This window comes from Nocardia sp. 149-1B, from assembly GCF_057747975.1.
In genome coordinates this window covers 4,189,830-4,216,826 of record NZ_CM173233.1, presented here as the reverse complement: position 1 = coordinate 4,216,826, position 26,997 = coordinate 4,189,830, and the positions used below count along the sequence as shown (strand labels likewise).

Genomic DNA, 26,997 nt, shown 5'->3' with positions numbered 1-26,997 from the left:
CCTACGGGCCGGTGCGCGCGACCCCGACGACGATCGCGAAGAACGCGATCACGGCCAGCACGCCCAGGACCAGCAGGCCGGTGCCGACGATCCCCATCACCCGGCCCGCCGAGGCCATCTCCCGGCCGCTGTAGGCGGTCGGGTTGGCGTCGATCTCGCGCAGCGCCCGCCCGCCGATCGCCCAGGCGAACGGCGAGACGACCAGCGTGAGGCCGCCGCAGACCAGGATGCCGACCAGGCCGATCAGGCCGAGCACCATGGCCGTGGTCGCCGAGGGGTGCTCGGGCGGCTTCGGTGCCCAGCCGTACGCCGGCTGCCCCGGCGCGGGCTGCGGGTAGGGCTGGCCGTAGGGCTGTTGGCCGTAGGGCTGGCCGTAGGGCTGGCCGTAGGGCTGTTGGTACGGGTCGTGCGGCGGGTAGGGCTGGCCTGGCTCGCTCATGGCCCCATCGTGTCAGGACCGGCGCCCAGCCACCCGTCGATGTCGGCGAGGATGCGGGCGCGCAGGTCCGAGGGTGCCCGCGACGCGCGCACCGACATCCGGGCCAGCTCGGCCAGCTGGGCGTCGCTGAGGTCGTGGGCGGCGCGCATGGTGGCGTACTGCCCGGCCAGGCGTGACCCGAACAGCAGCGGGTCGTCGGCGCCCAGGGCGACGGTCGCTCCTGCGGCGAGCAGGGTCGGCAGCGGGACCGACGTCAGGTCGGAGTAGACCCCGAGCGCCACGTTCGAGACCGGGCAGACCTCCAGGGCCACGCCGGCCTCGACGATCCGGTCCAGCAGGGCCGGGTCCTCGGCCGACCGGACCCCGTGGCCCAGGCGCTGCGCGTGCAGCGCGTCCAGGCAGAGACGGATGTGCTCGGGCCCACGCAGCTCCCCGCCGTGCGGGGCGAGCAGCAGGCCGGCCCGCTCGGCGATCGCGAAGGCGGGGGCGAAGTCGGCGGTGCTGCCCCGACGCTCGTCGTTGGAGAGCCCGAAGCCGACGACCCCGCGCCCGGCGTACTGTCCGGCGAGTCGGGCGAGCGTCCGGGCGTCGAGCGGGTGCCGTGTGCGGTTGGCGGCGACGACGACTGCGATGCCGAGGCCGGTCGCCTGCTCGGCGTCGCGCACCGCGTCGAGGACCAGGTCGGTGAACGCCGTGATGCCGCCGAAGCGGGCGGCGTAGCCGCTGGGGTCGACCTGGATCTCCAGCCAGCGGCCGCCGTCACGGACGTCGTCCTCGGCCGCCTCGCGCACCAGCCGGCGTACGTCGCTCTCGGTCCTCAGGACCGAGCGCGCCACGTCGTAGAGCCGCTGGAAGCGGAACCAGCCCTTCTCGTCGGCCGCGGACAGCGTCGGCGGCCACTCCTCGACCAGCTGGTCGGGGAGCGAGATCCCGTCGCGGGCGGCGAGCTCGAGCAGCGTCGAGTGCCGCATCGACCCCGTGAAGTGCAGGTGCAGGTGCGCCTTGGGCAGCCGGTGGAGGTCACGCATGGCCCGAGCCTGGAGCCGGGGTCACTCGAGCAGCTTCTCCGCGGCCGCCAAGCGGACGCACGTCGCGACGGCCTCCATGGCGCCGGTGACCTCCGCGAGCACGGGGTACGACGGCGCCAGCCGGATGTTCTCGTCCGCAGGGTCGCGCTTGTAGGGGAACGCCGACCCGGCCGGGGTGAGCGCCACACCTGCCTCCTTCGCGAGCCCGATGACCCGGCTGGCCGTGCCCGGGAGGACGTCGAGGCTCACGAAGTAGCCACCGCCCGGATGGGTCCAGGTCGCGATCCCGAGTCCGCCGAGCCGCTCGGTCAGGATCCGCTCGACCTCGCCGAAGCGTGGCGCGAGCAGCTCGCGGTGGCGCACCATGTGGTCACGCACGCCCTGCGCGGTGCCGAAGAACTCCAGGTGCCGGAGCTGGTTGACCTTGTCGGGGCCGATCGAGCCCAGGCCGAGGTTGCGGTGGAACCAGGCCATCGTCTCGACGGAGCCGCCGACGAAGGCGACGCCGGCGCCCGCGTAGGTGATCTTCGAGGTGGAGGCGAACACCACCGGCCGATGCGGATTGCCCGCGACCGCGGCCAGCGACACGATGTCCGCGCTCTTGGACTCCTCGCTGGTCAGATGGTGCAGGGCGTAGGCGTTGTCCCAGAAGATCTTGAAGTCCGGCGCCGCGGTCGGCATCGACGCCAGGCGCTCGGCGACCTCCTGCGAGGTCACCTGGCCCGTGGGGTTCGCGTAGGTCGGGACCACCCACATGCCCTTGATGCTCGGGTCGTCGGCGACGAGCGCTGCCACGGCCTCGGCGTCGGGGCCGTCGGCGTTCATCGGGACGGTCACCATCTCGATGCCGAACCACTCGGTCAACGCGAAGTGGCGGTCGTAGCCGGGGACCGGGCAGACGAACCGGACCTTCTCCTCCGCGCCCCACGGGCGCTCGGAGTCGACGCCGCCTTTGAGCCAGAGGTAGGACAGCACGTCCTTCATCAGCGTCAGGCTGGAGTTGCCCTGGGCCGAGAGCTGTTCGGTCTCGAGGCCGAGCAGCTCCGCGAACATCTCCCGGAGCGCCGGGATGCCCGACAAACCGCCGTAGTTGCGGGCGTCGACGCCGTCCGGGGACGTCGTCGACACCGGCAGCCGCAGCAGCCCGTCGGCCAGGTCCAGCTGCTCACCGGAGGGCTTGCCCCGCGTGAGGTCCAGCTTCAGGCCGGAGGCGACCAGGGCGTCGTACGCCGTCTGCTCGGCCGCGCGGAAGGCCTCGAGGTCGTCACGGGACCGGTCTGCCAGGGGCGGGTGCTCGCTCACGCGGCCATCGTGTCAGAGACCGATTGGTGCTCGGACCAGCGGCCCCGTAGACTCCAGGCTTGGTGGTTTCCCACACGCTCAGCCATGCCCTGGTGGCGACGCTGAGGTCGGGGGGCCACGTCGCAGAAGTCTGCGAAGGGCACTAGCTCAACTGGCAGAGCATCGGTCTCCAAAACCGAAGGTTGGGGGTTCAAGTCCCTCGTGCCCTGCAAAGCACGCACAGGTCGATCAGTCGAATCGAACGAGGAGAGGTGAAGGACGTGCCGGACAGCAAGGCAGTCCGCGGGTCGCGCGGAGGGGGCAGCAGCCACCAGCGCACGAGCATCCCCACGTTCTACCGTCAGGTGGTCGCCGAGCTGCGCAAGGTCGTCTACCCGACCCAGGAGCAGCTGATCACGTACTTCATCGTCGTGATGACCTTCGTGCTCTTCATGATGGCGCTGGTCTCGGTCCTCGACCTGGGCTTCGGCAAGCTCGTCTTCGCGGTCTTCGCCGGCAATTCCGACAACTGACTCCGGCCACCCGCCGGACGACCAGAGCACCCGAACGTGATGGAGCAGTACGTGTCTGAGCACGAGAACGACTCGGTGGAGACCGAGGAGACGATGCTGGAGTCAGCCGAGTCATCGGAGCCGACCGGTGAGCTCGACCCGACCCTCGAGGACCAGTACGGCGAGCCGAACGACGGTCCGGAGATCGAGGAGGACCCGCGCCTGGACGTCGAGGTCACCGACGAGGACTCCGACGAGGACCTGGGCCTCGACGACACCGAAGCCGGCGCGACCAGCATCGGGCTGTCCGAGGCCGAGGGCGACGAGGGCCCGGGCGTCGATGAGGCTGACGACGCGGGCGACGGTGACGACGCGGACGACGAGACCGACCCCGACGACCCGCTCGAGGCGTTCCGCCGGGAGCTGTGGGCCAAGCCGGGCGACTGGTTCGTGGTCCACACCTACTCCGGCATGGAGAACCGGGTGAAGTCGAACCTGGAGAACCGCATCATCTCCCTCAACATGGAGGATTACATCCACGAGATCGTGGTCCCCACCGAGGAGGTGGCCGAGATCAAGAACGGCCAGCGCAAGATGGTGCGCCGCACCGTCCTCCCCGGCTACGTCCTGGTGCGCATGGACCTCACCGACGAGTCGTGGGCCGCGGTCCGCCACACCCCGTCGGTCACCGGGTTCGTCGGCCACAGCCACCAGCCGGTCCCGCTGTCGATGTCCGAGGTCGAGAACATGCTCGCCCCGGCCGTCGTGGCCCGCGCCGAGGCCGAGGCCGTCGCCGCCGGCACCCAGCCCGCCTCGGGTGGCGGCGCTGCGAAGAAGCCGGTCGAGGTCGCGGACTTCGACGTCTCCGACTCGGTCATGGTCGTCGACGGCCCGTTCGCCACGCTGCACGCCACGATCACCGAGATCAATGCCGAGTCCCAGCGGGTCAAGGCCCTGGTCGAGATCTTCGGCCGCGAGACGCCCGTCGAGCTGAGCTTCTCGCAGATTCAGCGCGTCTGAGCTCTTCGACGGAGTCGAAGAGCTCAGAAAGCCGCGCGAGATCGAGTAGCCGCGGCCCCGCGACGAAGGAGTGGGGCCGACCGGCGTATCGAGATCAGAGGTCCGGGCTGGTCGGCTGGTCAAGCCAAGCGGCGGCCGGCAGCAGACGAGCGGTCCTCGGATTTCACACAACGCCCGATCCCGCCGCACAATAGACAGGTTGCCCGGTTGCAAACGGGGCAACGGCAGGTGGCAGAGGCCTACGACGTACGCCTCGTCATGACCACGAGACAGAAAGAGAAGCAATGCCTCCGAAGAAGAAGATCGCCGCACTCGTCAAGGTGCAGCTGCAGGCCGGTGCCGCGACTCCCGCTCCGCCCGTCGGTACCGCGCTCGGTCCGCACGGCGTGAACATCATGGAGTTCTGCAAGGCCTACAACGCGCAGACCGAGTCGATGCGCGGGAACGTCGTTCCGGTCGAGATCACGATCTACGAGGACCGGTCGTTCACGTTCATCACCAAGACCCCTCCGGCTGCCGAGCTGATCAAGAAGGCCGCCGGCCTCGCCAAGGGCTCGGGCGTCCCGCACAAGGAGAAGGTCGGCAAGCTGACCAAGGACCAGGTGCGCGAGATCGCTCAGACCAAGCTGCCCGACCTCAACGCGAACGACATCGACGCGGCCATGAAGATCGTCGAGGGCACCGCCCGTTCGATGGGCGTCACGACCGACTGAACACGTGGGAGAGCCGCGCTGGCTCGCTAACCACACCTTTTTCCAACAGAGAAGAGAAAGCTCATGCAGCGCAGCAAGACCTACCGCGCAGCGGCGGACACGTTCGACAAGGACGAGCTCTACGCCCCGCTCGCCGCGATCAAGATCGCGAAGACCTCCAGCAAGAAGAAGTTCGACGAGACCGTCGACGTCGTGATGCGCCTCGGTGTCGACCCCCGCAAGGCCGACCAGATGGTCCGCGGCACCGTCAACCTCCCGCACGGCACCGGCAAGACCGCTCGCGTCCTGGTGTTCGCGAACGGCGACAAGGCCGAGGCCGCTCGTGAAGCCGGCGCCGACATCGTCGGTGGCGACGAGCTGATCGACAAGGTCGCCGGCGGCTGGCTCGACTTCGACGCCGTGGTCGCGACCCCGGACCTGATGGGCAAGGTCGGCCGCCTCGGCCGCGTGCTCGGTCCCCGTGGCCTGATGCCGAACCCGAAGACCGGCACCGTGACGCCCGACGTCGCGAAGGCTGTCAGCGACATCAAGGGCGGCAAGATCGAGTTCCGTGTCGACCGGCACGCGAACCTGCATTTCATCATCGGCAAGGCCTCCTTCGACGAGGTAAAGCTCGCCGAGAACTACGCCGCGGCGCTGGAGGAGGTGCTCCGTCTGAAGCCGGCCAGCTCGAAGGGCCGCTACATCAAGAAGGTCACCGTCTCCACCACCATGGGCCCCGGCATCCAGGTCGACCCGAACCGGACGCGCAACGTCGCGCTCGAGGACGAGAACGCCCAGCCCTGATCGCAGTTCCTGTACGTCGACCCGCCCGGTGATCCGGGCGGGTCGTCGTCATTTGGGGACACGTGCATGCTGATGCGGTGGCGGCCTCCCGGCGCGTGATTGTCCGGCCCAGTCGCCCGTCAAGGGTCCGCTTCGCCGCACTTGACCGCCGCCGCCCGGGACTGGAATTCGCGCCTGTCGGGATGCCGCCGGGGTCCGGTCGTGCGACGTCATACGAAGCGTGCATTCAATGAGCGTCGCGGGGTAGGACGTCCCGAGACCCGCAGCCCGCGCGCCGACCGCAACAACACCGTCTGGAGACCAACCCAAGAGCGATACCGCGGCCCGCGCGGCGACGAAGTCGACGCGCGAGACGCGGCCCCGATTTGGCCCCGCCGCCGGATCCGCCGTACTGTTCTCCACGAAACCAAAGACCGCCGGTTGTCTCGCCACGCACGTGGTGCGACCGAAGGTTCCGCGAGAGTTGCGGACGGCCAGCGCAGGTGAAGAGCAGCTCCTCCTCACGGGGGTCCACGCCCTGAGCCTGTGCTCGGGGCGTTCGTCATTCCCGCGGTCCGCTTCCGGTGGTCGACCACCGGAAGGAGACCCATGGCGCGGGCAGACAAGCAGGCAGCCGTCGCGGAGATCGTTGAGTCGTTGAACGATTCCGCCGGTGCTGTGCTGACCGAGTACCGCGGTCTCACCGTGAAGCAGCTGCAGGACCTGCGGCGCTCCCTCGGTGCGAACGCCGACTACGCCGTGGTCAAGAACACGCTGGCCAAGATCGCTGCCAATGAGGTGGGCATCTCCGGCTTCGACGACCTGCTGACCGGTCCGACCGCCATCGCCTTCATCAACGGCGACGTGGTCGAGGCGGCCAAGGGTCTGCGTGACTTTGCCAAGGCGAACCCCACCCTTGTCATCAAGGGCGGAATCCTGGACGGCAACATCCTCGACGCGAGCGAGATCGCCAAGCTGGCGGACCTCGAGTCGCGCGAGGTGCTCCTGGGCAAGATGGCCGGCGCGATGCTCGCGTCGCTCAGCCAGGCCGTCTACCTGCTCAACGCCCCCCTCGCCCAGGCCGCCCGTCTCGCGGGCGCGCTCCAGGCGAAGGCCGAGCAGGACCCCTCGATCCTCGCAGGTGGTGCCGGCACGCCGGTCGCCGCCGAGGAGGCTCCGGCCGAGCCCGCTGCTGACGCAGCGGACGAGACCGAGGCCCCCGCTGACGAGGCTCCGGCCGCAGAGGAGGCTCCCGCCGAGGAGACCGCCGCTGAGGCCACCGCCTCCGACGAGGGCGACACCACCGAGGCCTGATCCCACCGGATCAGCTCGGTCACACCACCACCTGAAACCCGGTCCGCCGCAATCGCGAGTCGGACCACCGAATGGAAGGAAACGCCACCATGGCGAAGCTCAGCACTGACGAGCTCCTCGACGCGTTCAAGGAGATGACGCTGATCGAGCTCAGCGAGTTCGTGAAGCAGTTCGAGGAGACCTTCGGCGTCACCGCCGCTGCTCCCGTTGCCGTTGCCGCCGCGCCCGCCGCGGGCGGCGCTGCTGGCGGTGGCGAGGCCGCTGCCGAGCAGGACGAGTTCGACGTGATCCTCGAGTCGGCCGGCGAGAAGAAGATCAACGTGATCAAGGAGGTCCGCGCGCTGACCTCCCTCGGTCTCAAGGAGGCCAAGGAGCTCGTCGAGGCGGCCCCCAAGGCGATCCTCGAGAAGGTTGCCAAGGACGCGGCCGAGAAGGCCAAGGATGCCCTCGAGGGCGCCGGCGCCACCGTCACGCTCAAGTGACGTACCGCTCCGTCTCGGCCTAGCACGACCCTCACGAGGGGCGGTCCACCCACGCGGTGGACCGCCCCTCGTGGCATTTCGGGTCAGCGGACCGGTCCAGACGATCGCGATCTCCTGCGATGTCCAAGGTGTAAGTCGGGGGGTGCGGGGAAGGAAACCGACGCGTAACCTCGCCGCTACTCCGGCGTTGTTACCGGTCAGTGGGAGGCGGGGGAGTGTCAGGCGTGCCCGGCCCGGGATCCGGAGCGCGCGCGGTGGCGAGGAGGGACGAGGGCGGTCATGGGCGTTGAGATCCAGGTCGAGCACCTGAGCAAGTCGTTCGGCAAGCAGCTGATCTGGGGCGACGTCACGCTCACCGTGCCGGCCGGTGAGATCTGCGTGATGCTCGGCCCGTCCGGCACCGGCAAGTCGGTGTTCCTCAAGACCCTCATCGGCCTCCTCAAGCCCGACCAGGGCTCGATCGTCATCGAGGGCACCGACATCGCGAGCTGCTCGGAGAAGGAGCTCTACGAGATCCGCAAGCTGTTCGGCGTGCTGTTCCAGGACGGCGCGATGTTCGGCTCGATGAACCTCTACGACAACGTCGCCTTCCCGCTGCGTGAGCACACCAAGAAGTCCGAGTCCGACATCCGCGACATCGTCATGGAGAAGATGGACCTCGTCGGACTGGTCGGCGCCGAGGACAAGCTCCCCGGCGAGATCTCCGGCGGCATGCGCAAGCGCGCGGGCCTCGCCCGGGCTCTGGTCCTCGACCCCGAGATCGTGCTGTTCGACGAGCCGGACTCGGGTCTCGACCCGGTCCGTACGGCGTTCCTGAACCAGCTGATCGTCGACCTCAACGCCCAGATCGACGCGACGTTCCTGATCGTCACCCACGACATCAACACCGCCCGCACCGTGCCCGACAACATCGGCCTGCTCTACCACCGGCACCTGGCGATGTTCGGGCAACGGGAGATGCTGCTCTCCTCCGAGGAGCCCGTCGTGCGGCAGTTCCTCAACGCTCAGAAGGTCGGCCCGATCGGCATGTCCGAGGAGAAGGACGCCGACGAGCTCGAGGCCGAGAAGGACCAGGAGCTGCCCCCGCTGCCCCCGATCCCGATGCAGCTGGAGCCCTCCAACGGCATCCCGCGCCGCAGCCAGCGGGCTCCCGGTGAGTGGTGCCGCGCCAACGGCGTGACCCCGCCGCCCGGGTCGTTCGAGGAGAACATGACCATGACGACGGGCGGCTGAGCAGTCCGATGTCGTCGTTGACCGCGAGCCGCGCGCTCGCGCCGGTGGGGACCGCTGGCAAGTTCTTCGCCTTCGGCCTCGATGTGCTGCGCGCGCTGTTCCGACGCCCGTTCCAGCTGCGGGAGTTCATCCAGCAGGCCTGGTTCATCGCCTCGGTGACGATCATCCCGACCGCGCTCGTGGCGATCCCCTTCGGTGCGGTGATCGCGCTGCAGGTCGGTGGCCTGATCAAGCAGTTCGGCGCCCAGTCCTTCACGGGCTCTGCCTCCGTCCTCGCCGTCGTCCAGCAGGCCGCGCCGATCGGCACCGCGCTGCTCATCGCGGGCGCCGGCGGCTCGGCCATCGCCGCCGACCTCGGAGCCCGCAAGATCCGTGAAGAGCTCGACGCGATGATGGTGCTCGGGATCGACCCGATCCAGCGCCTGGTGGTGCCGCGCGTGCTGGCCGCCATGTTGGTCGCGGTGTTCCTCAACGGCATGGTGAGCGTCGTCGGCGTGGCCGGTGGCTACTTCTTCAACGTGGTGCTGCAAGACGGCACCCCCGGTGCCTACCTGGCGAGCTTCACCGCGCTCTCGCAGCTCCCCGACCTGTGGCAGGGCATGGCCAAGGCCCTCGTGTTCGGCCTCATCGCAGCGGTCGTCGCCTGCTACAAGGGCATGAACGCCGCCGGCGGGCCGAAGGGCGTCGGCGACGCCGTCAACGAGTCGGTCGTCGTCACGTTCATCCTCCTCTTCATCGTCAACTTCGTGATGAGCGCGATCTACATCCAGCTCGTCCCACCGAAGACGGGCTGACTCGCCATGACTCCCGATGCCATGGCCTGCTACGCGCCGCCCATCACGCACGCTCGCCGCGTTGGCGACGCTCGACAGACAACCCCGGTATGCCTTCGCGCCGCCGCCTTGCGAGCGCACGCGCTGGACGACGCTCGCGACGGCCGAGCATCGGGAGGCATGGCGCTATGACCAACATCCGCGCCGTCTACGAACGGCCGCTCAAGACGCTCGACAGCCTGGGCGAGGAGCTCGCGTTCTTCATCAAGGCGCTCGCGTGGACCCCGCGCGCGATCGGGCGCTACAAGAAGGAGATCCTGCGCATCCTGGCCGAGGTGACGCTCGGCAGCGGTGCGCTGGCCGTCATCGGCGGCACCGTCGGCGTGATCATGGCGATGACGTTCTTCACCGGGGCCCAGGTCGGGCTCTCCGGGTACGCCGCCCTCGACCAGCTCGGCACGGCCGCCTTCGCCGGCTTCGTCTCGGCGTACTTCAACACCCGCGAGATCGCGCCGCTGGTCTCGGGCATCGCCCTCGCCGCGACGGTCGGCTGCGGCTTCACCGCCCAGCTGGGCTCGATGCGGATCTCCGAGGAGGTCGACGCCCTCGAGGTGATGGCGATCCCCTCGCTGCCCTTCCTCGTCACGACGCGGATCGTCGGCGGGCTGATCGCGATCGTCCCGCTCTACGTCGTCGGCCTGCTGTCCTCCTACTTCGCGACCCGGCTGACCGTGACCCAGTTCTTCGGGCAGTCGTCGGGCACCTACGACCACTACTTCAACGCGTTCCTGCCACCCGGCGACGTGATGTGGTCGTTCGGCAAGGTGCTCGTCTTCGCCGTGACCGTCATCCTCATCCACTGCTACCACGGCTACACCGCCTCGGGTGGACCCGCCGGGGTAGGGATCGCCGTGGGACGTGCCGTCCGCACCAGCATCGTCGCGATCAACGTCATCGACCTGTTCTTGTCCATGGCGATCTGGGGCGCGTCGACCACCGTCAGGCTGGCGGGGTGATCGCGTGCGAGTAGTTGCCCTCCACAAGGTGCTGGGTGTGGTCTTCGTCTGCCTGCTGCTGCTGGGCGCCTACCTCACCTACGCCGTGTTCACGAAGAAGTTCGCCCACTACGACGAGGTCACGCTGCAGGCCTCGAAGATCGGCATGCAGCTCCCCAACCGCGCCGACGTGAAGATCCGCGGCGTCATCGTGGGGGAGGTCCTCGACTACGAGCCCGACCCCGAGGGCGCCCGCGTGACGCTCGGCATCTATCCCGATCAGATCGACACCATCCCCGCGAACGTCAGCGGGTCGATCGTGCCCAAGACGCTCTTCGGCGAGAAGTACGTCGCGCTCGACGTCCCGGCCGACCCGTCGCCGGACCACATCCAGCCCGGAGCGACGATCAAGCGCACCGAGGTCTCGATCGAGGTCGAGAAGGTCCTCTCCGACCTGTACCCCTTGCTGCGCACCGTGCAGCCCGCCGACATCAACATGACCCTCAACGCGCTCTCCACCGCGCTCGAGGGCCGCGGCGACCAACTCGGCCAGAACCTCGAGACCGTCGACAGCTACCTCAAGCGCATCAACCCGCAGATCCCCGCGCTCATCGACGACCTGAAGCTGACCGCCCAGGTGTCCGACACCTACGCCTCGGTGATGCCCCAGATCGCCAGCATCCTCGACGACACCGTGAAGACGACCGGCACCCTCGAGGACCGGGAGGTCAAGCTGCACGCGCTGTTCGACGACGTGGCCGCGTTCTCCGACACCGCTCGCGGGTTCCTCGAAGAGAACGGCGACAACCTGATCCGGTTCAGCCAGATCAGCCAGCAGCAGCTGCGCGTGTTCGCCAAGTACGCACCCGAGTACAACTGCCTGACACGGGGCATCGTCAACGCCGGCAAGCTGCAGGCCGAGGCGTTCCGCGGCTTCATGCTGCACATCGTGCTGGAGACGCTGCCCCACCAGCCGCGCCCCTACAACGTCAACGACCGCCCGCACTTCGGCGAGAACCGCGGCCCGGTCTCCTGCCTGCACCTGCCGAACCCGCCGTGGTCGCAGTCCAACCCGGTGCGCCACCAGCCCGACTTCAACGACGGCGTGGACGAGCCGACCGGCAAGGGCACCGACCGCGTGGGCCTCAACCAGTACTACCGGACCACGGTCGGCACCAGTGCCGAGAGCGACGTGCTGCGCTCCCTGCTCGGGCCCGCGCTCGGCGTACCCGACCAGGACGTCCCCGACCTGGGCCTGCTGCTGGTCGGCCCGATGGCTCGCGGAGCGGAGGTGTCGCTGCGATGAAGCTCCTGGACAAGCGCACCTCCGGTGACCTGGTCAAGCTGATGATCTTCATCGTCATCACGACCCTGGCCACCTCGGTGCTGGTCGCGACGATCGGCAACCTCACCTTCGCCGGCCACCACAGCTACAAGGCCGAGTTCGTGGATGCCACCGGGGTCGTCAAGGGCGACGACGTGCGCATCGCGGGCGTCAAGGTCGGCACGGTGGACAACGTGCAGATCGTCGACCGCACCCGGGCCCTGGTCAGCTTCAACGTCGAGGACTCCACCACGATCAGCCAGGCGACCCACGCCGCGATCCGCTACCGCAACCTCGTGGGTCAGCGCTACATCTCGCTGACCGACGAGATCGGCAACTCCGACCCGCTGCCCGACGGTGGCACGATCCCGGTCGACCAGACCTCGCCGGCGCTCGACCTGACCGTGCTGTTCAACGGCTTCAAGCCGTTGTTCCAGGCACTCTCGCCGGCCGACATCAACCAGCTGTCCTACGAGATCGTCCAGGTCTTCCAGGGCGAGGGCGGCACGCTCGAGGGCCTGCTCGCGCACACGGCCTCGGTCACCCAGACGCTGGCCGGACGCGACAAGCTGATCGGCGACCTGATCGACAACCTCAACGAGGTGCTCGACCACGTCGGCGACCGCGACGTCCAGCTGAGCCGGCTGATCACCACGTTCCGCACGTTCGTCGGCGGCCTCAAGGACGACCGCGGCGCGATCCTCGGGTCCCTCGACCAGATCTCGGCGCTCTCGGTCCAGACCGCCGACCTCGTCGACGGCATCCGTGAGCCGTTCGTCAGCGACATCACCCAGCTGCGCAAGTTCGCCGGCAACCTCGACAACGGCAAGGCGGAGCTCGACCGGGCGCTGCAGGTGCTGCCGATCAAGCTCAACAAGATCGGCCGCACGGCGACGTACGGCTCGTGGTTCAACTTCTACCTCTGCCACTTCCAGGGCCGGATCCGCCTCCCCGGCGGGCAGTCCGTTCCCGTCGACTACCCGGTGGGTGGCACGAAGGTCGCCGACAGGTGTGATCTCGGATGACTCCCTTCCGCGAGCGCAACCCCGTCATCGTCGGGGCCGTCAGCATCGTCGTCCTGGCGATCGTGATGCTGGCCGCCTTCCGCGCCCAGGACCTGCCGCTGATCGGCGGTGGTGACACCTACTACGCGGCGTTCTCCGAGGCCGGCGGGTTGGCGCCGAACGACGAGGTCCGCATCGCCGGCGTGCGCGTCGGCAAGGTGGAGAGCATCGAGCTCGAGGGCGACCATGTCAGGGTCACCTTCCGAGTCGACACCCCCTCGCAGTTCGGCGACGACACCCAGGCCGCGATCAAGGTCAAGACGCTGCTCGGCGCGATGTACCTCGCGCTTGAACCAGCGGGCCCCGGCCAGCTCGACGAGGGCTCGGAGATCCCGGTCGAGCGCACGAGCTCGCCCTACGACGTGGTGGATGCGTTCTCGGGCCTGGCCGAGACCTCCGAGCGCATCGACACCGACCGTCTCGCGAAGTCGATGACCACGCTCTCGGACCTGACCCGGAACACCCCCGAGGAGTTCCGCCAGGCGCTCGACGGGGTCTCGCGGCTCTCGTCGAACATCGCCGCGCGCGACGACCAGATCAACAGCCTGCTGAAGAACCTCAAGCGGGTCTCCAGCGTCCTCGACGAGCGCGACGGCGACATCATCGGGCTGATGAAGGACTCCGACGTCCTCTTTCGGGCGCTGGTCGCCCGTCGCGACGCGGTGCACAACCTCCTGACCTCCACGACCCGACTGTCGAAGGAGCTGACCGCGCTGATCGAGCAGAGCCGTGCCGACCTCAACCCGGCGCTGACCCATCTCGACCACGTCCTGGTCGTGCTCAACAAGAACGAGGACAACCTCGACAACAGCCTGCGCCTGATGGAGCCCTTCTACCGCGTCTTCGCCAGCACGCTCGGCAACGGGCCGTGGTTCGACACCTACATCCAGAACATGCCGCCGGCCCCGCAGGTGGGTGGCTGACATGGCGACCACGAGCATCCTCAAGCGGGCGATCATCCCCGCCGTCCTGGTGATCCTCCTGGTGGCCGCTGCGCTCACCCTGTTCCAGGGTGGGGACACCAAGACGTTGACCGCGCACTTCCCCCGCACGATCTCCATCTACGAGGGCAGCGACGTCCGGGTGCTCGGGGTGCCGGTCGGCAAGGTCGACTCGGTGACCCCCGCCGGCACCGACGTCGCCGTCACGATGTCGTACGACGCGTCGGTGAACGTCCCGGCCGACGCGAAGGCCGTGATCGTCGCCCCGTCGATCGTCGGCGACCGGTACGTCCAGCTGACGCCCGTCTACACCGGCGGCGACAAGCTCGCGGACGGAGCCGTCCTCGACGTGGACCGCACCGCGGTTCCACTCGAGCTCGACCAGATCTACAGCAGCCTCGACGACCTCACGGTCGCGCTCGGGCCGACGGGGGCCAACCGCAACGGCGCGTTCGCCGACCTGCTGGAGACCACGGCCAAGAACTTCGGCGGTGAGGGTGCGACCTTCCACCAGACCATCAAGGACTTCGGTCGGCTCAGCCAGACCCTCGACGACAACAAGGACGAGCTGTTCGGGTCGGCTCGCGAGCTCGAGGGCTTCATCGGCACCCTCGCTCGCAACGACAAGACGGTCCGCAAGTTCAACGACTCGCTCTCCCAGGTCTCCTCGATGCTCTCGGGTGAGCGGCAGGAGCTCTCGGCGTCGCTGAACAACCTGGCGACGGCGTTGGGCCAGGTGTCGACGTTCGTGAAGGAGAACCGCGAGGTCCTGGGCCGCAACATCTCCGGTCTCAACCGGGTCGCCAAGGTGCTGGTGAAGCGCCGTTCCGAGCTCGACAGCATCCTCGACTCCGCACCCCTGGCGCTGAACAACCTGGCGCTGACCTACAACCCCGAGGCGGGCACCCTCGACACCAACGCCAACCTCGGGGAGGTCATCAACCAGGTGCAGTCCGACCCGTCGACGTTCCTGTGCGGGTTCTTGAGCCAGGCCGACAAGTCGGGCGCCCTGTGCGACCTGGTCCAGCAGGCCCTGCCGCGTCCCGGCACCGGGGGCAAGGGAACGCCGCGCTCCTCGGTCGACCTGTTCGACCGCAGCCTGGCCGGACTCGTGGCGGTGGACCGATGAGGACACCGAAGATGCTCCGAGCCGTCGTCGCGATGATCGCGGGCGCGGTGCTGCTGACCGGCTGCGAGTTCGACGTCTACAAGCTCCCGCTCCCGGGCGGGACCGACGTGGGCAGCGACCCGATCACGGTGACCGCGGAGTTCCGCGACGTGCTCGACCTCGTGCCGAAGTCCACGGTGAAGGTCAACGACATCAGCGTCGGGCAGATCACCGACGTCGAGCTGGTCCAGGGGCACGCCGAGATCACCATGAAGCTGCGCAACGACGTCGACCTGCCGGAGAACGCGGTCGCCGAGATCCGCCAGACCAGCCTGCTCGGCGAGAAGTTCGTGTCGTTGAGCCCTCCCACGGACGTGCCCGCGACCGGCAAGCTCGCCGACGGCGACACGATCGGGCTCGACGACACCGGCCGCAACCCGGAGGTCGAGGAGGTCCTCGGTGCGCTGAGCCTGCTGCTCAACGGCGGCGGGGTCGCACAGCTGAAGACGATCACCACCGAGCTGAACAAGGCCCTCGACGGCCGCGAGGGTGCCGCCCGGTCGGTGCTCACCCAGATCAGCGACTTCATGGGACAGCTCGACGACAACAAGCAGCACATCGTCGACGCCATCGACAAGCTCAACAAGCTCGCGGTCTCGGTCCGCACCCAGCAGGACTCGATCGACGCGGCCCTCGACGAGCTGCCCAGCGCGCTCACCTCCCTGGACAAGCAGCGCGCCGACCTGGTCAAGATGCTCAAGGCCCTCAACCACCTCGGTGGCGTCGGCGTGCGGGTGATCAACGCGTCCAAGGACGCCACCATCGAGTCGCTGCGTCAGCTCAACCCCGTGCTGACGGAGCTGGCCGCGTCGGGCGACGCGTTCGTGAAGTCCTTCAACGTGTTCTTGACCTACCCGTTCGTCGACGAGGTCGTGGGGCGCGACCCCCAGGTGGCCCGCAACCTCCACATGGGCGACTACACCAACCTGTCGGTGGAGCTCGACCTCGACCTCTCCGGCGGGATCACCGGGCTGCCGACGTCGCTGCCCACCCTGCTGCCGAGCGACCTGGACCCGACCGTGCTCCTCGACCGGGTGACCCGGTGCATCCGGAGCGGTGACATCACCAGCAAGCCCTGCCAGAAGCTGCTGAGCAGCATCCAGGGGCTCGCCAAGCTGCGTGACGCCTGCTTGAAGAAGAAGAACGAGGACACCGTGGTCTGCCGGATCATCAACCAGATCCCCGGCCTTCCCGACGTCGGCCTGCCGACGGCACTGCCGACCAGCCTGCCGACGAGCCTGGGCGGCCTGCTCGGTCTCGGTCGTGCCGGGGTCGGACCGACCGCCTCGCCGCACGGCCCCACCATGCGTCAGCTCAGCCAGGTGTTCGACCCGGCCCTGGTCCGCCTGCTCGTGCCGGGGATGGTGACTCGATGATCACGCGCCGTACCCGCCTCCAGCTGATGGTCTTCGTCGCCATCACCCTGCTCGGCGTCAGCTACGTCGGCGCGCGCTACGCCCGCCTCGACCGGGTGTTCTTCGACGACCACTACACGGTCGTCGCCCACCTCCAGGACTCCGGCGGGATCTTCGCCGGCGGCGAGGTGTCCTACCGCGGCGTCCAGATCGGGCAGGTCGGCAAGCTGAAGCTCACCGACGACGGCGTCGACGCCTACCTCGACATCGACAACTCCTGGAAGGACATCCCCGCCGACTCGTTGGCCGTGGTCGGCAACCGCTCCGCGGTGGGCGAGCAGTACGTCGAGCTCCAGCCCCAGGTCGACTCGGGTCCCTACCTCGACGACGGCTCCCAGATCGCCGTCGCCGACACCCGCACGCCCATCCCGACCCAGAAGCTGCTCACCGACATCTCCAACACGGTCGAGTCGGTCGACAAGCAGTCGCTCGCGACTACGGTCCACGAGCTGGGGCTGGCGTTCGCGGGCACCGGCGCGGACCTCCAGCGGATCATCGACACCGGCAACGCCTTCATCAACGAGGCGAACGACAACTTCGACGTCACGACCTCGCTGATCCGCGACAGCAACACCGTGCTCAACACCCAGGTCGACAAGGCCAGCGCGATCCGCACCTTCGCCCGCCAGCTCAGCCTGTTCAGCGGCTCGCTCGCGGGCTCCGACGCAGACCTGCGAAAGGTCATCGACAACGGCTCGGCGGCCGCCACCCAGCTGCGGACCTTCCTCGAGGACAACCAGGTCGACCTCGGGGAGCTGTTCAGCGAGCTGACCACCACCGGCCAGATCATCGTCAAGCACCTGCCCGGGATCGAGCAGCTGCTGGTGATCTACCCCTACGTCGTCGAGGGCGGCTTCACGGTCGTCTCGAAGTCGCCGGACACCGGGCTGTACGACGCCCACTTCGGGCTGATCATCACCAACGCTCCCGTCTGCCACCACGGCTACGAGAGCACCGACACCCGGCCGCCTCAGGACGGCAGCAACCGTCCGATGAACACCAAGGCCGGCTGCACGGAGCCCGCGTCGATGAGCAACCCGCGCGGTCCGCAGAACCTCCCGCGCGCAGGGGCTGCCTACCGGGCGCCGGTGGCGTCGTACGACCCCGACACCGGCAAGCTCCGCTGGGGATCGAAGATCGACCCGGCGTTGGCGCCGGCCGGTACCTTGGCCCCCCAAGCCTTCGGAGAGGAGTCGTGGAAGTGGCTGTTCCTCCAGCCCCTGGTGCACTGACCGCCAGGACTGATGACACGCCGCGTTCCGCCACCTTCCGGCTCGTCCTCCTGGTCGTGCTCGTGATGCTGTTGCTCGCCGCGGCCGGCGCCCTGGTGTGGCTCCTCACGCAGCGTGCGGGCAAGGCGGACGACGCCCAGGTGGAGCGCGACGCGGTGATGTCGGAGACCCGGCAGTTCGTGCTGCGCCTGAACACCTACGGCCCCGACCAGCTCGACGCCCAGGGTCACCTCGGCGACTACCGCGACCAGGTGCTCGAGGTGATCACGCCGAAGTTCGCTGCCGACTTCGAGAAGTCCGGTCTCCCGATCGCCGAGCAGACGGTGGCCCAGGCCGGGTACGCCCGGACCGCGAAGATCTTCGGGGTCGGGGTCGAGTCGATGGACGCCGACTCCGCGACCGCGATCGTCGCCGCCGGGCTGACCGGCTCCTACCCCGACCCGAAGCATCCCGACGACGAGACCAAGCGTGTCGACGCCGACCAGGACGTGCTCCGCTGGGAGGTCGACCTGGTGAGGTCCGGCGGACACTGGCTGGTCGACGACTACGCACCCGTCACCGGGGAGGGATCGCAGTGACCGCCCCTGTCCCGACCCCGAGCTGGTACGACCTGCTCGGCGTCGCGCCCGACGCACCGGCCGAGGAGGTCCGCGCGGCCTGGCGTGCCCAGATCGCGGACCTCGACCCCACCGACCGCCGCTTCGCGGTGCTCAACCAGGCGGCCGAGGTGCTCCTCGACCCGAGCCGGCGAGCGGCGTACGACGCCGAGCTGGCTCCCCGGGAGGACGAGCCGACCGTCGAGCTGCCCGAGGAGCAGGCGGAGGACCAGGCGGAGGACCAGGCGGAGGACCAGGCGGACGAGCAGCCCGGCGGGTGGCTCGACGAGGCCATCCCCCCGGCCGCGCAGGACGCTCCGGATCCCGGCGGCCGGGTCGCCGCCATCCCGGGCTGGCTGCTGGCCGTGACCGCCGCGCTGACGCTCGCCCTCGTCGCGACCGTCGTGGTGCTCTGGACGCGGGAGCCCTCCGCCGGGGACGTCGAGGGTGACGCCCGGGCGGCCCAGGCGGCGGCCGAGCGGGCCGTCGTGCCGATCCTGTCCTACGACGCCACGCACCTCGACGAGTCCAAGGCGGCCGCCCAGCAGTACCTCACCGGCAAGCTGCGCGGCGACTACGACAAGATCTTCACCGGGCTGATCGAGAAGAACGCGCCCTCGACCAAGACGGTCGTCACGGCGAGCCTCGTGCGCTCGAGCATCGTGCGCGCGGACGAGGGCCACGCGCAGATCTTCCTGCTGGTCAACCAGACCCGGACCAACAAGCTGTACAAGGAGCCCCAGGTCTACAAGAACTGGGTCACGCTGACCATGGACAAGGTCGACGGCGACTGGCTGGTCGCCGACATGACCACCTGACCGCCGCTGATCTGCCGCCGATCCGTGGCTGATCCGTGGCCGGACCCGCCGGGGGAGTTGCTTGACCTTCGCCGCTCGGGCGTTCATGATCGACGGCAGCGATTGCGCGCTGGTTGTCGCGCGCCCACACATGCGGTAGGGTGAGAACTTGCGTCTGCCCTCAGATGCTCGTCAGCCTGCCCGGTGGCTGATCTTGTGGTGGGCGGATGCAGATCGAAGAGCGAATCGTCGAAGGACACCTCTTGGCCGCGCGCACCACCTCCGGTAACTCCCGCCGCATCTCTTTCGCAAAGATCACCGAACCCCTCGAACTCCCTCAGCTCCTCTCCCTGCAGACCGACAGCTTCGACTGGCTGGTCGGCAACGACAAGTGGAACGCCGCCGTCGAGCGTCGCCGTTCCGAGGGTGAGGACGTCTCCAGCAAGTCCGGTCTCCAGGAGATCTTCGAGGAGATCTCCCCGATCGAGGACTTCTCCGAGACGATGTCGCTGTCGTTCGAGAACCCGGTCTTCTACGACCCCAAGTACACCGTCGACGAGTGCAAGGAGAAGGACTTCACCTACTCCGCTCCGCTCTACGTCTCGGCGGAGTTCACCAACAACGACACCGGTGAGATCAAGGGCCAGACGGTCTTCATGGGCGACTTCCCGCTCATGACCGACAAGGGCACCTTCATCATCAACGGCACCGAGCGCGTGGTCGTCTCGCAGCTCGTCCGCTCGCCGGGCGTCTACTTCGAGCGCACCGCGGACAAGACGTCCGACAAGGACATCTACACCGCGAAGCTGATCCCCTCGCGCGGCGCCTGGCTCGAGTTCGAGATCGACAAGCGCGACATGGTCGGCGTACGCCTCGACCGCAAGCGCAAGCAGAACGTCACCGTGCTGCTCAAGGCCCTCGGGTGGACCAACGAGCAGATCCGCGAGGAGTTCGGCCAGTACGAGTCGATGATGCTGACCCTGGAGAAGGACCACACCCAGGGCCAGGACGACGCGCTGCTCGACATCTACCGCAAGCTGCGCCCGGGCGAGCCGCCGACGCGTGAGGCCGCGCAGACGCTGCTGAACAACTACTACTTCAACCCCAAGCGCTACGACCTCGCCAAGGTCGGCCGCTACAAGATCAACAAGAAGCTGGGCCTCGTCGAGGCGTTCGACCAGCAGACGTTGACCATCGACGACGTGGTCGCCGCGATCAAGTACATCGTCGCGCTGCACGACGGCCGCGAGCAGATCGAGTCGCCCCAGGGTGACCTCGACATCTCGGCCGACGACATCGACCACTTCGGCAACCGCCGGATGCGCACGGTCGGCGAGCTGATCCAGAACCAGCTCCGCACCGGCCTGGCTCGCATGGAGCGTGTGGTCCGTGAGCGGATGACGACCCAGGACGTCGAGGCCATCACGCCGCAGTCGCTGATCAACATCCGGCCCGTGGTGGCGGCGCTGAAGGAGTTCTTCGGCACCTCCCAGCTCTCGCAGTTCATGGACCAGACCAACCCGATCGCCGGCCTGACGCACAAGCGTCGCCTCTCGGCGCTCGGCCCCGGTGGTCTCTCCCGCGACCGCGCCGGCATGGAGGTCCGTGACGTCCACCCGTCGCACTACGGCCGCATGTGCCCGATCGAGACCCCGGAAGGCCCGAACATCGGCCTGATCGGGTCGCTGGCCTCCTACGGCCGGATCAACCCGTTCGGGTTCGTCGAGACGCCGTACCGCAAGGTCGAGAAGGGCCGGGTCACCGACCAGATCGACTACCTCACCGCTGACGACGAGGACCGTTACGTCATCGCGCAGGCCAACGCCGCGCTCGACGACAAGGGTCGCTTCTCCGAGGAGCGCGTGCTGGTCCGCCAGCGCGACGGCGAGGTCTCCGAGATCCTGGCCGACGAGGTCGACTACATGGACGTCTCGCCGCGCCAGATGGTGTCGGTGGCGACCGCGCTGATCCCGTTCCTCGAGCACGACGACGCCAACCGCGCGCTCATGGGTGCCAACATGCAGCGCCAGGCCGTGCCGCTGATCCGCAGCGACTCGCCGATCGTCGGCACCGGCATCGAGTACCGCGCCGCCGTCGACGCCGGTGACGTGGTCGTCGCGACCGCGGCCGGTGTGGTCAAGGAGGTGTCCGCCGACCTCATCGAGTCGATGAACGACGACGGCACCTACTCGACGTACAAGCTGGCGAAGTTCAAGCGCTCCAACCAGGGCACGTGCATCAACCAGCGCCCGCTGGTGAGCGAGGGTGACCGGCTCGAGGTCGGCACCCCGATCGCCGACGGACCGTGCACCGACGACGCCGAGATGGCGCTGGGCACCAACCTCCTCGTGGCGTTCATGCCGTGGCAGGGCCACAACTACGAGGACGCCATCATCCTGAGCCAGCGTCTGGTCCAGGAGGACGTCCTCACCTCGATCCACATCGAGGAGCACGAGGTCGACGCCCGCGACACCAAGCTCGGCCCCGAGGAGATCACCCGGGACATCCCGAACGTCTCCGAGGAGATGCTCGCCGACCTCGACGAGCGCGGCATCATCCGCATCGGTGCCGAGGTCACCACCGGTGACGTCCTGGTCGGCAAGGTCACGCCCAAGGGCGAGACCGAGCTCACCCCCGAGGAGCGCCTGCTCCGGGCCATCTTCGGTGAGAAGGCGCGCGAGGTGCGCGACACCTCGATGAAGGTGCCCCACGGTGAGTCCGGCACGGTCATCGGCGTCCGCGTGTTCGACCGCGAGGACGGCGACGAGCTGCCCCCGGGCGTCAACCAGCTGGTGCGGGTCTACGTCGCCCAGAAGCGCAAGATCTCCGTCGGTGACAAGCTCGCCGGTCGCCACGGCAACAAGGGCGTCATCGCGAAGATCCTGCCCGTCGAGGACATGCCGTTCATGGAGGACGGGACCCCGGTCGACGTCGTGCTCAACCCGCTGGGTGTGCCGCGACGGATGAACATCGGTCAGATCCTCGAGCTCCACCTGGGCTGGCTGGGCAAGCAGGGATGGGACCTCAACCTGTCCGGCGACCCCGACAGCGCGGAGTGGAAGAAGCGGCTGATCAAGATCGGCGTCGACAAGGCCGAGCCGAACACCAAGCTCGCCACGCCGGTCTTCGACGGTGCTCGTGAGGACGAGATCATCGGCCTCCTCGGCGCGACGATCCCGAACCGCGACGGCGTGCGGGTGATCGACGAGACCGGCAAGGCCCACCTGTTCGACGGGCGCTCCGGTGAGCCGTTCCCCGAGCCGGTCTCGGTCGGCTACATGTACATCCTCAAGCTGCACCACCTCGTGGACGACAAGATCCACGCGCGCAGCACCGGCCCCTACTCGATGATCACGCAGCAGCCCCTGGGCGGTAAGGCCCAGTTCGGTGGCCAGCGGTTCGGCGAGATGGAGGTCTGGGCGATGGAGGCGTACGGCGCCGCCTACGCCCTGCAGGAGCTGCTCACGATCAAGTCCGACGACGTGCCCGGTCGCGTCAAGGTCTACGAGGCCATCGTCAAGGGCGAGAACATCCCCGACTCCGGCATCCCGGAGTCGTTCAAGGTGCTCGTCAAGGAGATGCAGTCGCTCTGCCTCAACGTGGAGGTGCTGTCCCAGGACGGCACTGCCATCGAGATGCGCGACGCGGAGGAGGACGTCTTCCGTGCCGCCGAGGAGCTCGGCATCGACCTGTCCCGCCGCGAGCCCAGCAGCGTCGAAGAAGTCTGAACCACCCCGCGAAGTTCTCATCGCTTCGCTCGAGAACTTCGCGGGGACCCCGGTCCTGTGGTCACGACCGCAGGACCGGGGGAGTTCAGTCCACAGCCTTGAATCAAGTTTCTAACGAAGGATTGCAGCCATCGTGCTCGACGTGAACTTCTTCGACCAGCTTCAGATCGGCCTGGCCACGGCGGACGACATCCGCACCTGGAGCCACGGCGAGGTCAAGAAGCCGGAGACCATCAACTACCGCACGCTCAAGCCGGAGCGTGACGGCCTCTTCTGCGAGAAGATCTTCGGTCCCACCCGGGACTGGGAGTGCTACTGCGGCAAGTACAAGCGGGTCCGCTTCAAGGGCATCATCTGCGAGCGCTGCGGCGTCGAGGTGACCCGGTCCAAGGTGCGCCGTGAGCGCATGGGCCACATCGAGCTGGCCGCGCCGGTCACCCACATCTGGTACTTCAAGGGTGTCCCGAGCCGCCTCGGCTACCTGCTCGACCTCGCGCCGAAGGACCTCGAGAAGGTCATCTACTTCGCCGCCTACATGATCACCGCCGTCGACGAGGACGCCCGTCACCGCGACCTCTCCTCGCTGGAGGGCAAGGTCGGCCTGGAGCGCGAGCGCCTCGAGAAGCGCCGCGACCAGTCCATCGACGACCGCGCCAAGAAGCTCGAGGAGGACCTTGCCGCTCTCGAGGCCGAGGGTGCCAAGGCCGACCAGCGCCGCAAGGTCAAGGACGGCGCCGAGCGCGAGATGAAGCAGCTGCGCGACCGTGCGCAGCGCGAGATCGACCGCCTCGACGAGGTGTGGAGCACGTTCAAGTCCCTCAAGGTCCAAGACCTGATGGGCGACGAGATGCTCTACCGCGAGATGAAGAACTGGTTCGGCAAGTACTTCGAGGGCCACATGGGCGCCACGGCGATCCAGAAGCGTCTCGAGAGCTTCGACATCGAGGCCGAGGTCGAGTCGCTGCGCGACACCATCGCCAACGGCAAGGGCCAGCGCAAGGTCCGCGCCCTCAAGCGGCTCAAGGTCGTCGACGCGTTCCGCAAGACCGGCAACAAGCCCCAGGGCATGGTGCTCGACGCCGTCCCGGTCATCCCCCCGGACCTGCGCCCGATGGTGCAGCTCGACGGTGGCCGGTTCGCGACGTCCGACCTCAACGACCTCTACCGCCGGGTGATCAACCGCAACAACCGGCTCAAGAGGCTCCTCGACCTCGGCGCGCCCGAGATCATCGTCAACAACGAGAAGCGGATGCTCCAGGAGGCCGTCGACTCGCTGTTCGACAACGGCCGCCGCGGCCGTCCCGTCACCGGCCCGGGCAACCGGCCGCTGAAGTCGCTGTCCGACATGCTCAAGGGCAAGCAGGGTCGATTCCGCCAGAACCTCCTGGGCAAGCGCGTCGACTACTCCGGTCGTTCGGTGATCGTCTCGGGTCCGCAGCTCAAGCTGCACCAGTGCGGTCTGCCGAAGCAGATGGCGCTGGAGCTCTTCAAGCCGTTCGTGATGAAGCGTCTCGTCGACCTCTCGCACGCTCAGAACATCAAGTCCGCCAAGCGGATGGTGGAGCGCGCGCGTCCGGTCGTGTGGGACGTCCTCGAAGAGGTCATCACCGAGCACCCCGTGCTGCTCAACCGCGCGCCCACGCTGCACCGCCTCGGCATCCAGGCCTTCGAGCCCCAGCTGATCGAGGGCAAGGCCATCCAGATCCACCCGCTGGTCTGCTCGGCGTTCAACGCCGACTTCGACGGCGACCAGATGGCGGTGCACCTGCCGCTGTCCGCCGAGGCCCAGGCCGAGGCCCGGATCCTGATGCTGTCGACGAACAACATCCTCAAGCCCTCGGACGGTCGTCCGGTGACCATGCCTACCCAGGACATGATCATCGGCCTGTTCTTCCTCACCACCGACCGTGACGGTCAGCCGGGCGAGGGCCGGGCGTTCTCGTCGCCGGCCGAGGCCATCATGGCGTTCGACCGCGGCGAGATCTCGCTGCAGAGCCGGGTCAAGATCCGGTTCACCGACATCGTGCCGCCGCTCGAGCTCGGCGCCGACTGGGAGGCCGGCCAGGCGCTCACGCTCGACACCACCCTCGGTCGGGCCCTGTTCAACGAGACCCTGCCGCCGGACTACCCCTACGTGAACTACGAGGTGGGCAAGAAGGCTCTGGGCGCCATCGTCAACGACCTGGCCGAGCGCTACACCAAGGTCGAGGTCGCGGCATCCCTGGACGCGCTGAAGGACACCGGCTTCCGCTGGGCGACCTTCTCCGGTGTCACCGTCTCGATCGACGACGTCACGACGCCGGCGTCGAAGGCGACCATCCTCGAGGGCTACGAGAAGCAGGCCGCGAAGGTGCAGACCCAGTTCGAGCGCGGTCTGGTCACCGACGAGGAGCGTCGTCAGGAGCTCATCGAGATCTGGACCCAGGCGGCGAACGAGGTCGGGAAGGCCATGGAGGCCAACTTCGACCGCTCCAACCCGATCTACATGATGGTCGACTCGGGTGCCTCCGGAAACATGAACCAGATCCGGCAGGTCGCCGCCATGCGTGGTCTCGTGGCGAACCCGAAGGGCGAGATCATCCCGCGCCCGATCAAGTCGAACTTCCGTGAGGGCCTGACCGTCCTCGAGTACTTCATCGCGACCCACGGTGCCCGCAAGGGTCTGGCCGACACCGCCCTGCGGACGGCCGACTCGGGCTACCTGACCCGTCGTCTGGTGGACGTCTCGCAGGACGTGATCATCCGTGAGGACGACTGCGGCACCGAGCGCGGTCTGCCGAAGCGGATCGGTGAGCGCAACGCCGAGGGTGTGGTGGTCAAGGCGGAGAACGCCGAGACCGCGGCGTACGCCCGTTCGGCGGCGACCGAGGTGGCCCACCCGGAGACCGGCGAGATCCTCGTCGGCGCGGGTGAGGACCTGGGCGACGTCAAGATCGGCGAGCTCATCGCCGCGGGGGTCGAGGAGGTCAAGGTCCGCTCCGTGCTGACCTGCGACGCCAAGACCGGCACCTGCGCGAAGTGCTACGGCCGGTCGCTCGCGACCGGCAAGCTCGTCGACATCGGCGAGGCCGTCGGCATCATCGCGGCCCAGTCGATCGGTGAGCCCGGCACGCAGCTGACCATGCGTACCTTCCACACCGGTGGTGTGGCCTCCGCGGACGACATCACGCAGGGTCTGCCCCGCGTGGTCGAGCTCTTCGAGGCTCGCTCGCCCAAGGGCCGCTCGCCGATCGCGGAGGCCGCCGGCCGCGTGACGATCGAGGAGAGCGACAAGGCCCGCAAGGTCCTGATCACGCCCGACGACGGCTCCGAGGTCCAGGAGTACCCGGTCTCGAAGCGGTCGCGTCTGCTCGTCGCGGACGGGGAGCACATCGAGGTCGGCCAGAACATCACGGTCGGTACCCCCGACCCGCAGGACGTCCTGCGGATCCTGGGTGTGCGCCGAGCCCAGGAGCACCTGGTGGACGAGGTCCAGGCCGTGTACCGGTCGCAGGGTGTGTCGATCCACGACAAGCACATCGAGATCATCGTGCGGCAGATGCTGCGCCGGATCACGGTGATCGAGTCCGGTGACACCAACCTGCTCCCGTCCGACCTGGTCGACCGGGTCCGGTTCGAGGAGGAGAACCGTCGCGTGGTCTCCGAGGGCGGCAAGCCGGCCTCGGGTCGTCCCGTGCTCATGGGCATCACCAAGGCCTCGCTGGCGACCGAGTCGTGGCTCTCGGCGGCCTCCTTCCAGGAGACCACCCGGGTGCTCACCGACGCGGCGATCCACGGGCGCAGCGACTCGCTGCGCGGCCTGAAGGAGAACGTGATCATCGGCAAGCTGATCCCGGCTGGTACCGGCCTCGAGCGGTACCGCAACATCCGGGTGGAGCCCACCGAGGAGGCCCGCGCCGCGGCGTACTCCGTGACCGGCTACGACTCCTACGACTACGAGTTCGGCAACGGGACCGGCCAGGCCGTCGCCCTGGACGACTTCGACTTCGGGTCCTACCAGAACTGAGCGCGCTTGCGCGCAGTTCTGATAACCAGGAGCCAGATCGAGCAAGCCAACGCCCGCCCACGCTTGCGTGGGCGGGCGTTGGTGCGTCGAGATCCATTGCGCTGACCGGACGACCAGGCACTCAGCCAACGCCGACTCGGCACGCTCAGGCGTGCAGACGCGCCGACTCGG

At 68.3% G+C, this 26,997-nt stretch carries 22 protein-coding genes and 1 tRNA gene; 20 read left to right on the top strand and 3 right to left on the bottom strand.

The window, feature by feature from the left end:
* Window position 1: 1 nt before the first annotated feature.
* From AC3ANS_RS20110 to AC3ANS_RS20100, 3 genes are read right to left on the bottom strand one after another with little or no spacing between them, the layout of a single operon-like run.
* Window positions 2-439 (bottom strand): hypothetical protein, encoded by a 438-nt coding sequence (locus AC3ANS_RS20110; protein ID WP_488293352.1) that lies wholly within the window; start codon window positions 437-439, stop codon window positions 2-4.
* The gene (locus AC3ANS_RS20105; protein WP_488293351.1) at window positions 436-1,467 is read right to left on the bottom strand and encodes an adenosine deaminase; all 1,032 of its coding nucleotides are present in this window, start codon (window positions 1,465-1,467) and stop codon (window positions 436-438) included. The genes AC3ANS_RS20110 and AC3ANS_RS20105 overlap by 4 nt, the downstream gene beginning before the upstream one ends.
* A gap of 21 nt (window positions 1,468-1,488) precedes the next feature.
* Window positions 1,489-2,769, bottom strand: coding sequence for an aspartate aminotransferase type Ic (locus tag AC3ANS_RS20100; protein WP_488293350.1), 1,281 nt, complete (start codon window positions 2,767-2,769; stop codon window positions 1,489-1,491).
* A gap of 136 nt (window positions 2,770-2,905) precedes the next feature.
* On the opposite strand from AC3ANS_RS20100, the gene AC3ANS_RS20095 reads away from it, so the two are divergent.
* The 20 genes from AC3ANS_RS20095 (at window position 2,906) to AC3ANS_RS20000 (ending at window position 26,826) form a co-directional block, all read left to right on the top strand.
* Window positions 2,906-2,978: transfer RNA gene (locus AC3ANS_RS20095), tRNA-Trp, on the top strand.
* 51 nt (window positions 2,979-3,029) lie between these two features.
* The gene (gene secE / locus AC3ANS_RS20090; RefSeq protein WP_488293349.1) at window positions 3,030-3,281 is read left to right on the top strand and encodes a preprotein translocase subunit SecE; all 252 of its coding nucleotides are present in this window, start codon (window positions 3,030-3,032) and stop codon (window positions 3,279-3,281) included.
* Between the two features lie 51 nt (window positions 3,282-3,332).
* Window positions 3,333-4,280 (top strand): transcription termination/antitermination protein NusG, encoded by a 948-nt coding sequence (gene nusG / locus AC3ANS_RS20085; protein ID WP_488293348.1) that lies wholly within the window; start codon window positions 3,333-3,335, stop codon window positions 4,278-4,280.
* A 284-nt stretch (window positions 4,281-4,564) separates the two neighbouring features.
* Entirely contained in the window at window positions 4,565-4,993 is a 429-nt protein-coding gene (rplK, locus tag AC3ANS_RS20080) for a 50S ribosomal protein L11 (RefSeq protein WP_488293347.1), read from the top strand.
* A 63-nt stretch (window positions 4,994-5,056) separates the two neighbouring features.
* A complete protein-coding gene (rplA, locus tag AC3ANS_RS20075) occupies window positions 5,057-5,779 on the top strand; it encodes a 50S ribosomal protein L1 (protein WP_488293346.1) in 723 nt (240 codons plus the stop codon).
* A gap of 588 nt (window positions 5,780-6,367) precedes the next feature.
* Window positions 6,368-7,072, top strand: a complete 705-nt coding sequence (gene rplJ, locus AC3ANS_RS20070; protein ID WP_488293345.1) for a 50S ribosomal protein L10 — start codon at window positions 6,368-6,370, stop codon at window positions 7,070-7,072.
* 89 nt (window positions 7,073-7,161) lie between these two features.
* Window positions 7,162-7,554: a 50S ribosomal protein L7/L12 gene (gene rplL, locus AC3ANS_RS20065; RefSeq protein WP_488293344.1), complete on the top strand. Its 393-nt coding sequence runs from the start codon at window positions 7,162-7,164 to the stop codon at window positions 7,552-7,554.
* 279 nt (window positions 7,555-7,833) lie between these two features.
* Window positions 7,834-8,787 (top strand): ABC transporter ATP-binding protein, encoded by a 954-nt coding sequence (locus tag AC3ANS_RS20060; RefSeq protein ID WP_488293343.1) that lies wholly within the window; start codon window positions 7,834-7,836, stop codon window positions 8,785-8,787.
* Window positions 8,788-8,795: 8 nt separating this feature from the next.
* The gene (locus AC3ANS_RS20055; RefSeq protein ID WP_488293342.1) at window positions 8,796-9,581 is read left to right on the top strand and encodes an MlaE family ABC transporter permease; all 786 of its coding nucleotides are present in this window, start codon (window positions 8,796-8,798) and stop codon (window positions 9,579-9,581) included.
* Window positions 9,582-9,748: 167 nt separating this feature from the next.
* Window positions 9,749-10,576 (top strand): MlaE family ABC transporter permease, encoded by an 828-nt coding sequence (locus AC3ANS_RS20050; RefSeq protein WP_488293341.1) that lies wholly within the window; start codon window positions 9,749-9,751, stop codon window positions 10,574-10,576.
* A gap of 4 nt (window positions 10,577-10,580) precedes the next feature.
* Window positions 10,581-11,861, top strand: a complete 1,281-nt coding sequence (locus AC3ANS_RS20045; RefSeq protein ID WP_488293340.1) for an MCE family protein — start codon at window positions 10,581-10,583, stop codon at window positions 11,859-11,861.
* On the top strand, window positions 11,858-12,904 hold the full coding sequence (locus AC3ANS_RS20040) for an MCE family protein (protein ID WP_488293339.1): 1,047 nt from the start codon (window positions 11,858-11,860) through the stop codon (window positions 12,902-12,904). Before AC3ANS_RS20045 ends, AC3ANS_RS20040 begins: the two co-directional genes overlap by 4 nt.
* Complete coding sequence (locus AC3ANS_RS20035; protein ID WP_488293338.1) at window positions 12,901-13,866, top strand: MCE family protein; 966 nt, start codon at window positions 12,901-12,903, stop codon at window positions 13,864-13,866. The genes AC3ANS_RS20040 and AC3ANS_RS20035 overlap by 4 nt, the downstream gene beginning before the upstream one ends.
* 1 nt (window position 13,867) lies before the next feature.
* Window positions 13,868-15,013, top strand: coding sequence for an MCE family protein (locus tag AC3ANS_RS20030; protein WP_488293337.1), 1,146 nt, complete (start codon window positions 13,868-13,870; stop codon window positions 15,011-15,013).
* An 11-nt stretch (window positions 15,014-15,024) separates the two neighbouring features.
* Window positions 15,025-16,428 (top strand): MCE family protein, encoded by a 1,404-nt coding sequence (locus tag AC3ANS_RS20025; RefSeq protein ID WP_488293336.1) that lies wholly within the window; start codon window positions 15,025-15,027, stop codon window positions 16,426-16,428.
* Window positions 16,425-17,699, top strand: a complete 1,275-nt coding sequence (locus AC3ANS_RS20020) for an MCE family protein (protein WP_488293335.1) — start codon at window positions 16,425-16,427, stop codon at window positions 17,697-17,699. Before AC3ANS_RS20025 ends, AC3ANS_RS20020 begins: the two co-directional genes overlap by 4 nt.
* Window positions 17,669-18,277, top strand: coding sequence for a hypothetical protein (locus tag AC3ANS_RS20015; RefSeq protein WP_488293334.1), 609 nt, complete (start codon window positions 17,669-17,671; stop codon window positions 18,275-18,277). The genes AC3ANS_RS20020 and AC3ANS_RS20015 overlap by 31 nt, the downstream gene beginning before the upstream one ends.
* On the top strand, window positions 18,274-19,113 hold the full coding sequence (locus tag AC3ANS_RS20010) for a J domain-containing protein (RefSeq protein WP_488293333.1): 840 nt from the start codon (window positions 18,274-18,276) through the stop codon (window positions 19,111-19,113). The genes AC3ANS_RS20015 and AC3ANS_RS20010 overlap by 4 nt, the downstream gene beginning before the upstream one ends.
* Before the next feature lie 206 nt (window positions 19,114-19,319).
* Complete coding sequence (rpoB, locus tag AC3ANS_RS20005; RefSeq protein WP_488293332.1) at window positions 19,320-22,820, top strand: DNA-directed RNA polymerase subunit beta; 3,501 nt, start codon at window positions 19,320-19,322, stop codon at window positions 22,818-22,820.
* A gap of 133 nt (window positions 22,821-22,953) precedes the next feature.
* Window positions 22,954-26,826, top strand: a complete 3,873-nt coding sequence (locus AC3ANS_RS20000) for a DNA-directed RNA polymerase subunit beta' (protein ID WP_488293331.1) — start codon at window positions 22,954-22,956, stop codon at window positions 26,824-26,826.
* Window positions 26,827-26,997: the final 171 nt, after the last annotated feature.

Coding starts and splice junctions, on each gene's coding strand:
- AC3ANS_RS20110 (WP_488293352.1), bottom strand. CDS start 439: ATGAGCGAGCCAGGCCAGCCCTACCCGCCGCACGACCCGTACCAACAG.
- AC3ANS_RS20105 (WP_488293351.1), bottom strand. CDS start 1,467: ATGCGTGACCTCCACCGGCTGCCCAAGGCGCACCTGCACCTGCACTTC.
- rplK (WP_488293347.1), top strand. CDS start 4,565: ATGCCTCCGAAGAAGAAGATCGCCGCACTCGTCAAGGTGCAGCTGCAG.
- rplA (WP_488293346.1), top strand. CDS start 5,057: ATGCAGCGCAGCAAGACCTACCGCGCAGCGGCGGACACGTTCGACAAG.
- rplJ (WP_488293345.1), top strand. CDS start 6,368: ATGGCGCGGGCAGACAAGCAGGCAGCCGTCGCGGAGATCGTTGAGTCG.
- rplL (WP_488293344.1), top strand. CDS start 7,162: ATGGCGAAGCTCAGCACTGACGAGCTCCTCGACGCGTTCAAGGAGATG.
- AC3ANS_RS20060 (WP_488293343.1), top strand. CDS start 7,834: ATGGGCGTTGAGATCCAGGTCGAGCACCTGAGCAAGTCGTTCGGCAAG.
- AC3ANS_RS20055 (WP_488293342.1), top strand. CDS start 8,796: ATGTCGTCGTTGACCGCGAGCCGCGCGCTCGCGCCGGTGGGGACCGCT.
- AC3ANS_RS20050 (WP_488293341.1), top strand. CDS start 9,749: ATGACCAACATCCGCGCCGTCTACGAACGGCCGCTCAAGACGCTCGAC.
- AC3ANS_RS20040 (WP_488293339.1), top strand. CDS start 11,858: ATGAAGCTCCTGGACAAGCGCACCTCCGGTGACCTGGTCAAGCTGATG.
- AC3ANS_RS20035 (WP_488293338.1), top strand. CDS start 12,901: ATGACTCCCTTCCGCGAGCGCAACCCCGTCATCGTCGGGGCCGTCAGC.
- AC3ANS_RS20030 (WP_488293337.1), top strand. CDS start 13,868: ATGGCGACCACGAGCATCCTCAAGCGGGCGATCATCCCCGCCGTCCTG.
- AC3ANS_RS20025 (WP_488293336.1), top strand. CDS start 15,025: ATGCTCCGAGCCGTCGTCGCGATGATCGCGGGCGCGGTGCTGCTGACC.
- AC3ANS_RS20020 (WP_488293335.1), top strand. CDS start 16,425: ATGATCACGCGCCGTACCCGCCTCCAGCTGATGGTCTTCGTCGCCATC.
- rpoB (WP_488293332.1), top strand. CDS start 19,320: ATGCAGATCGAAGAGCGAATCGTCGAAGGACACCTCTTGGCCGCGCGC.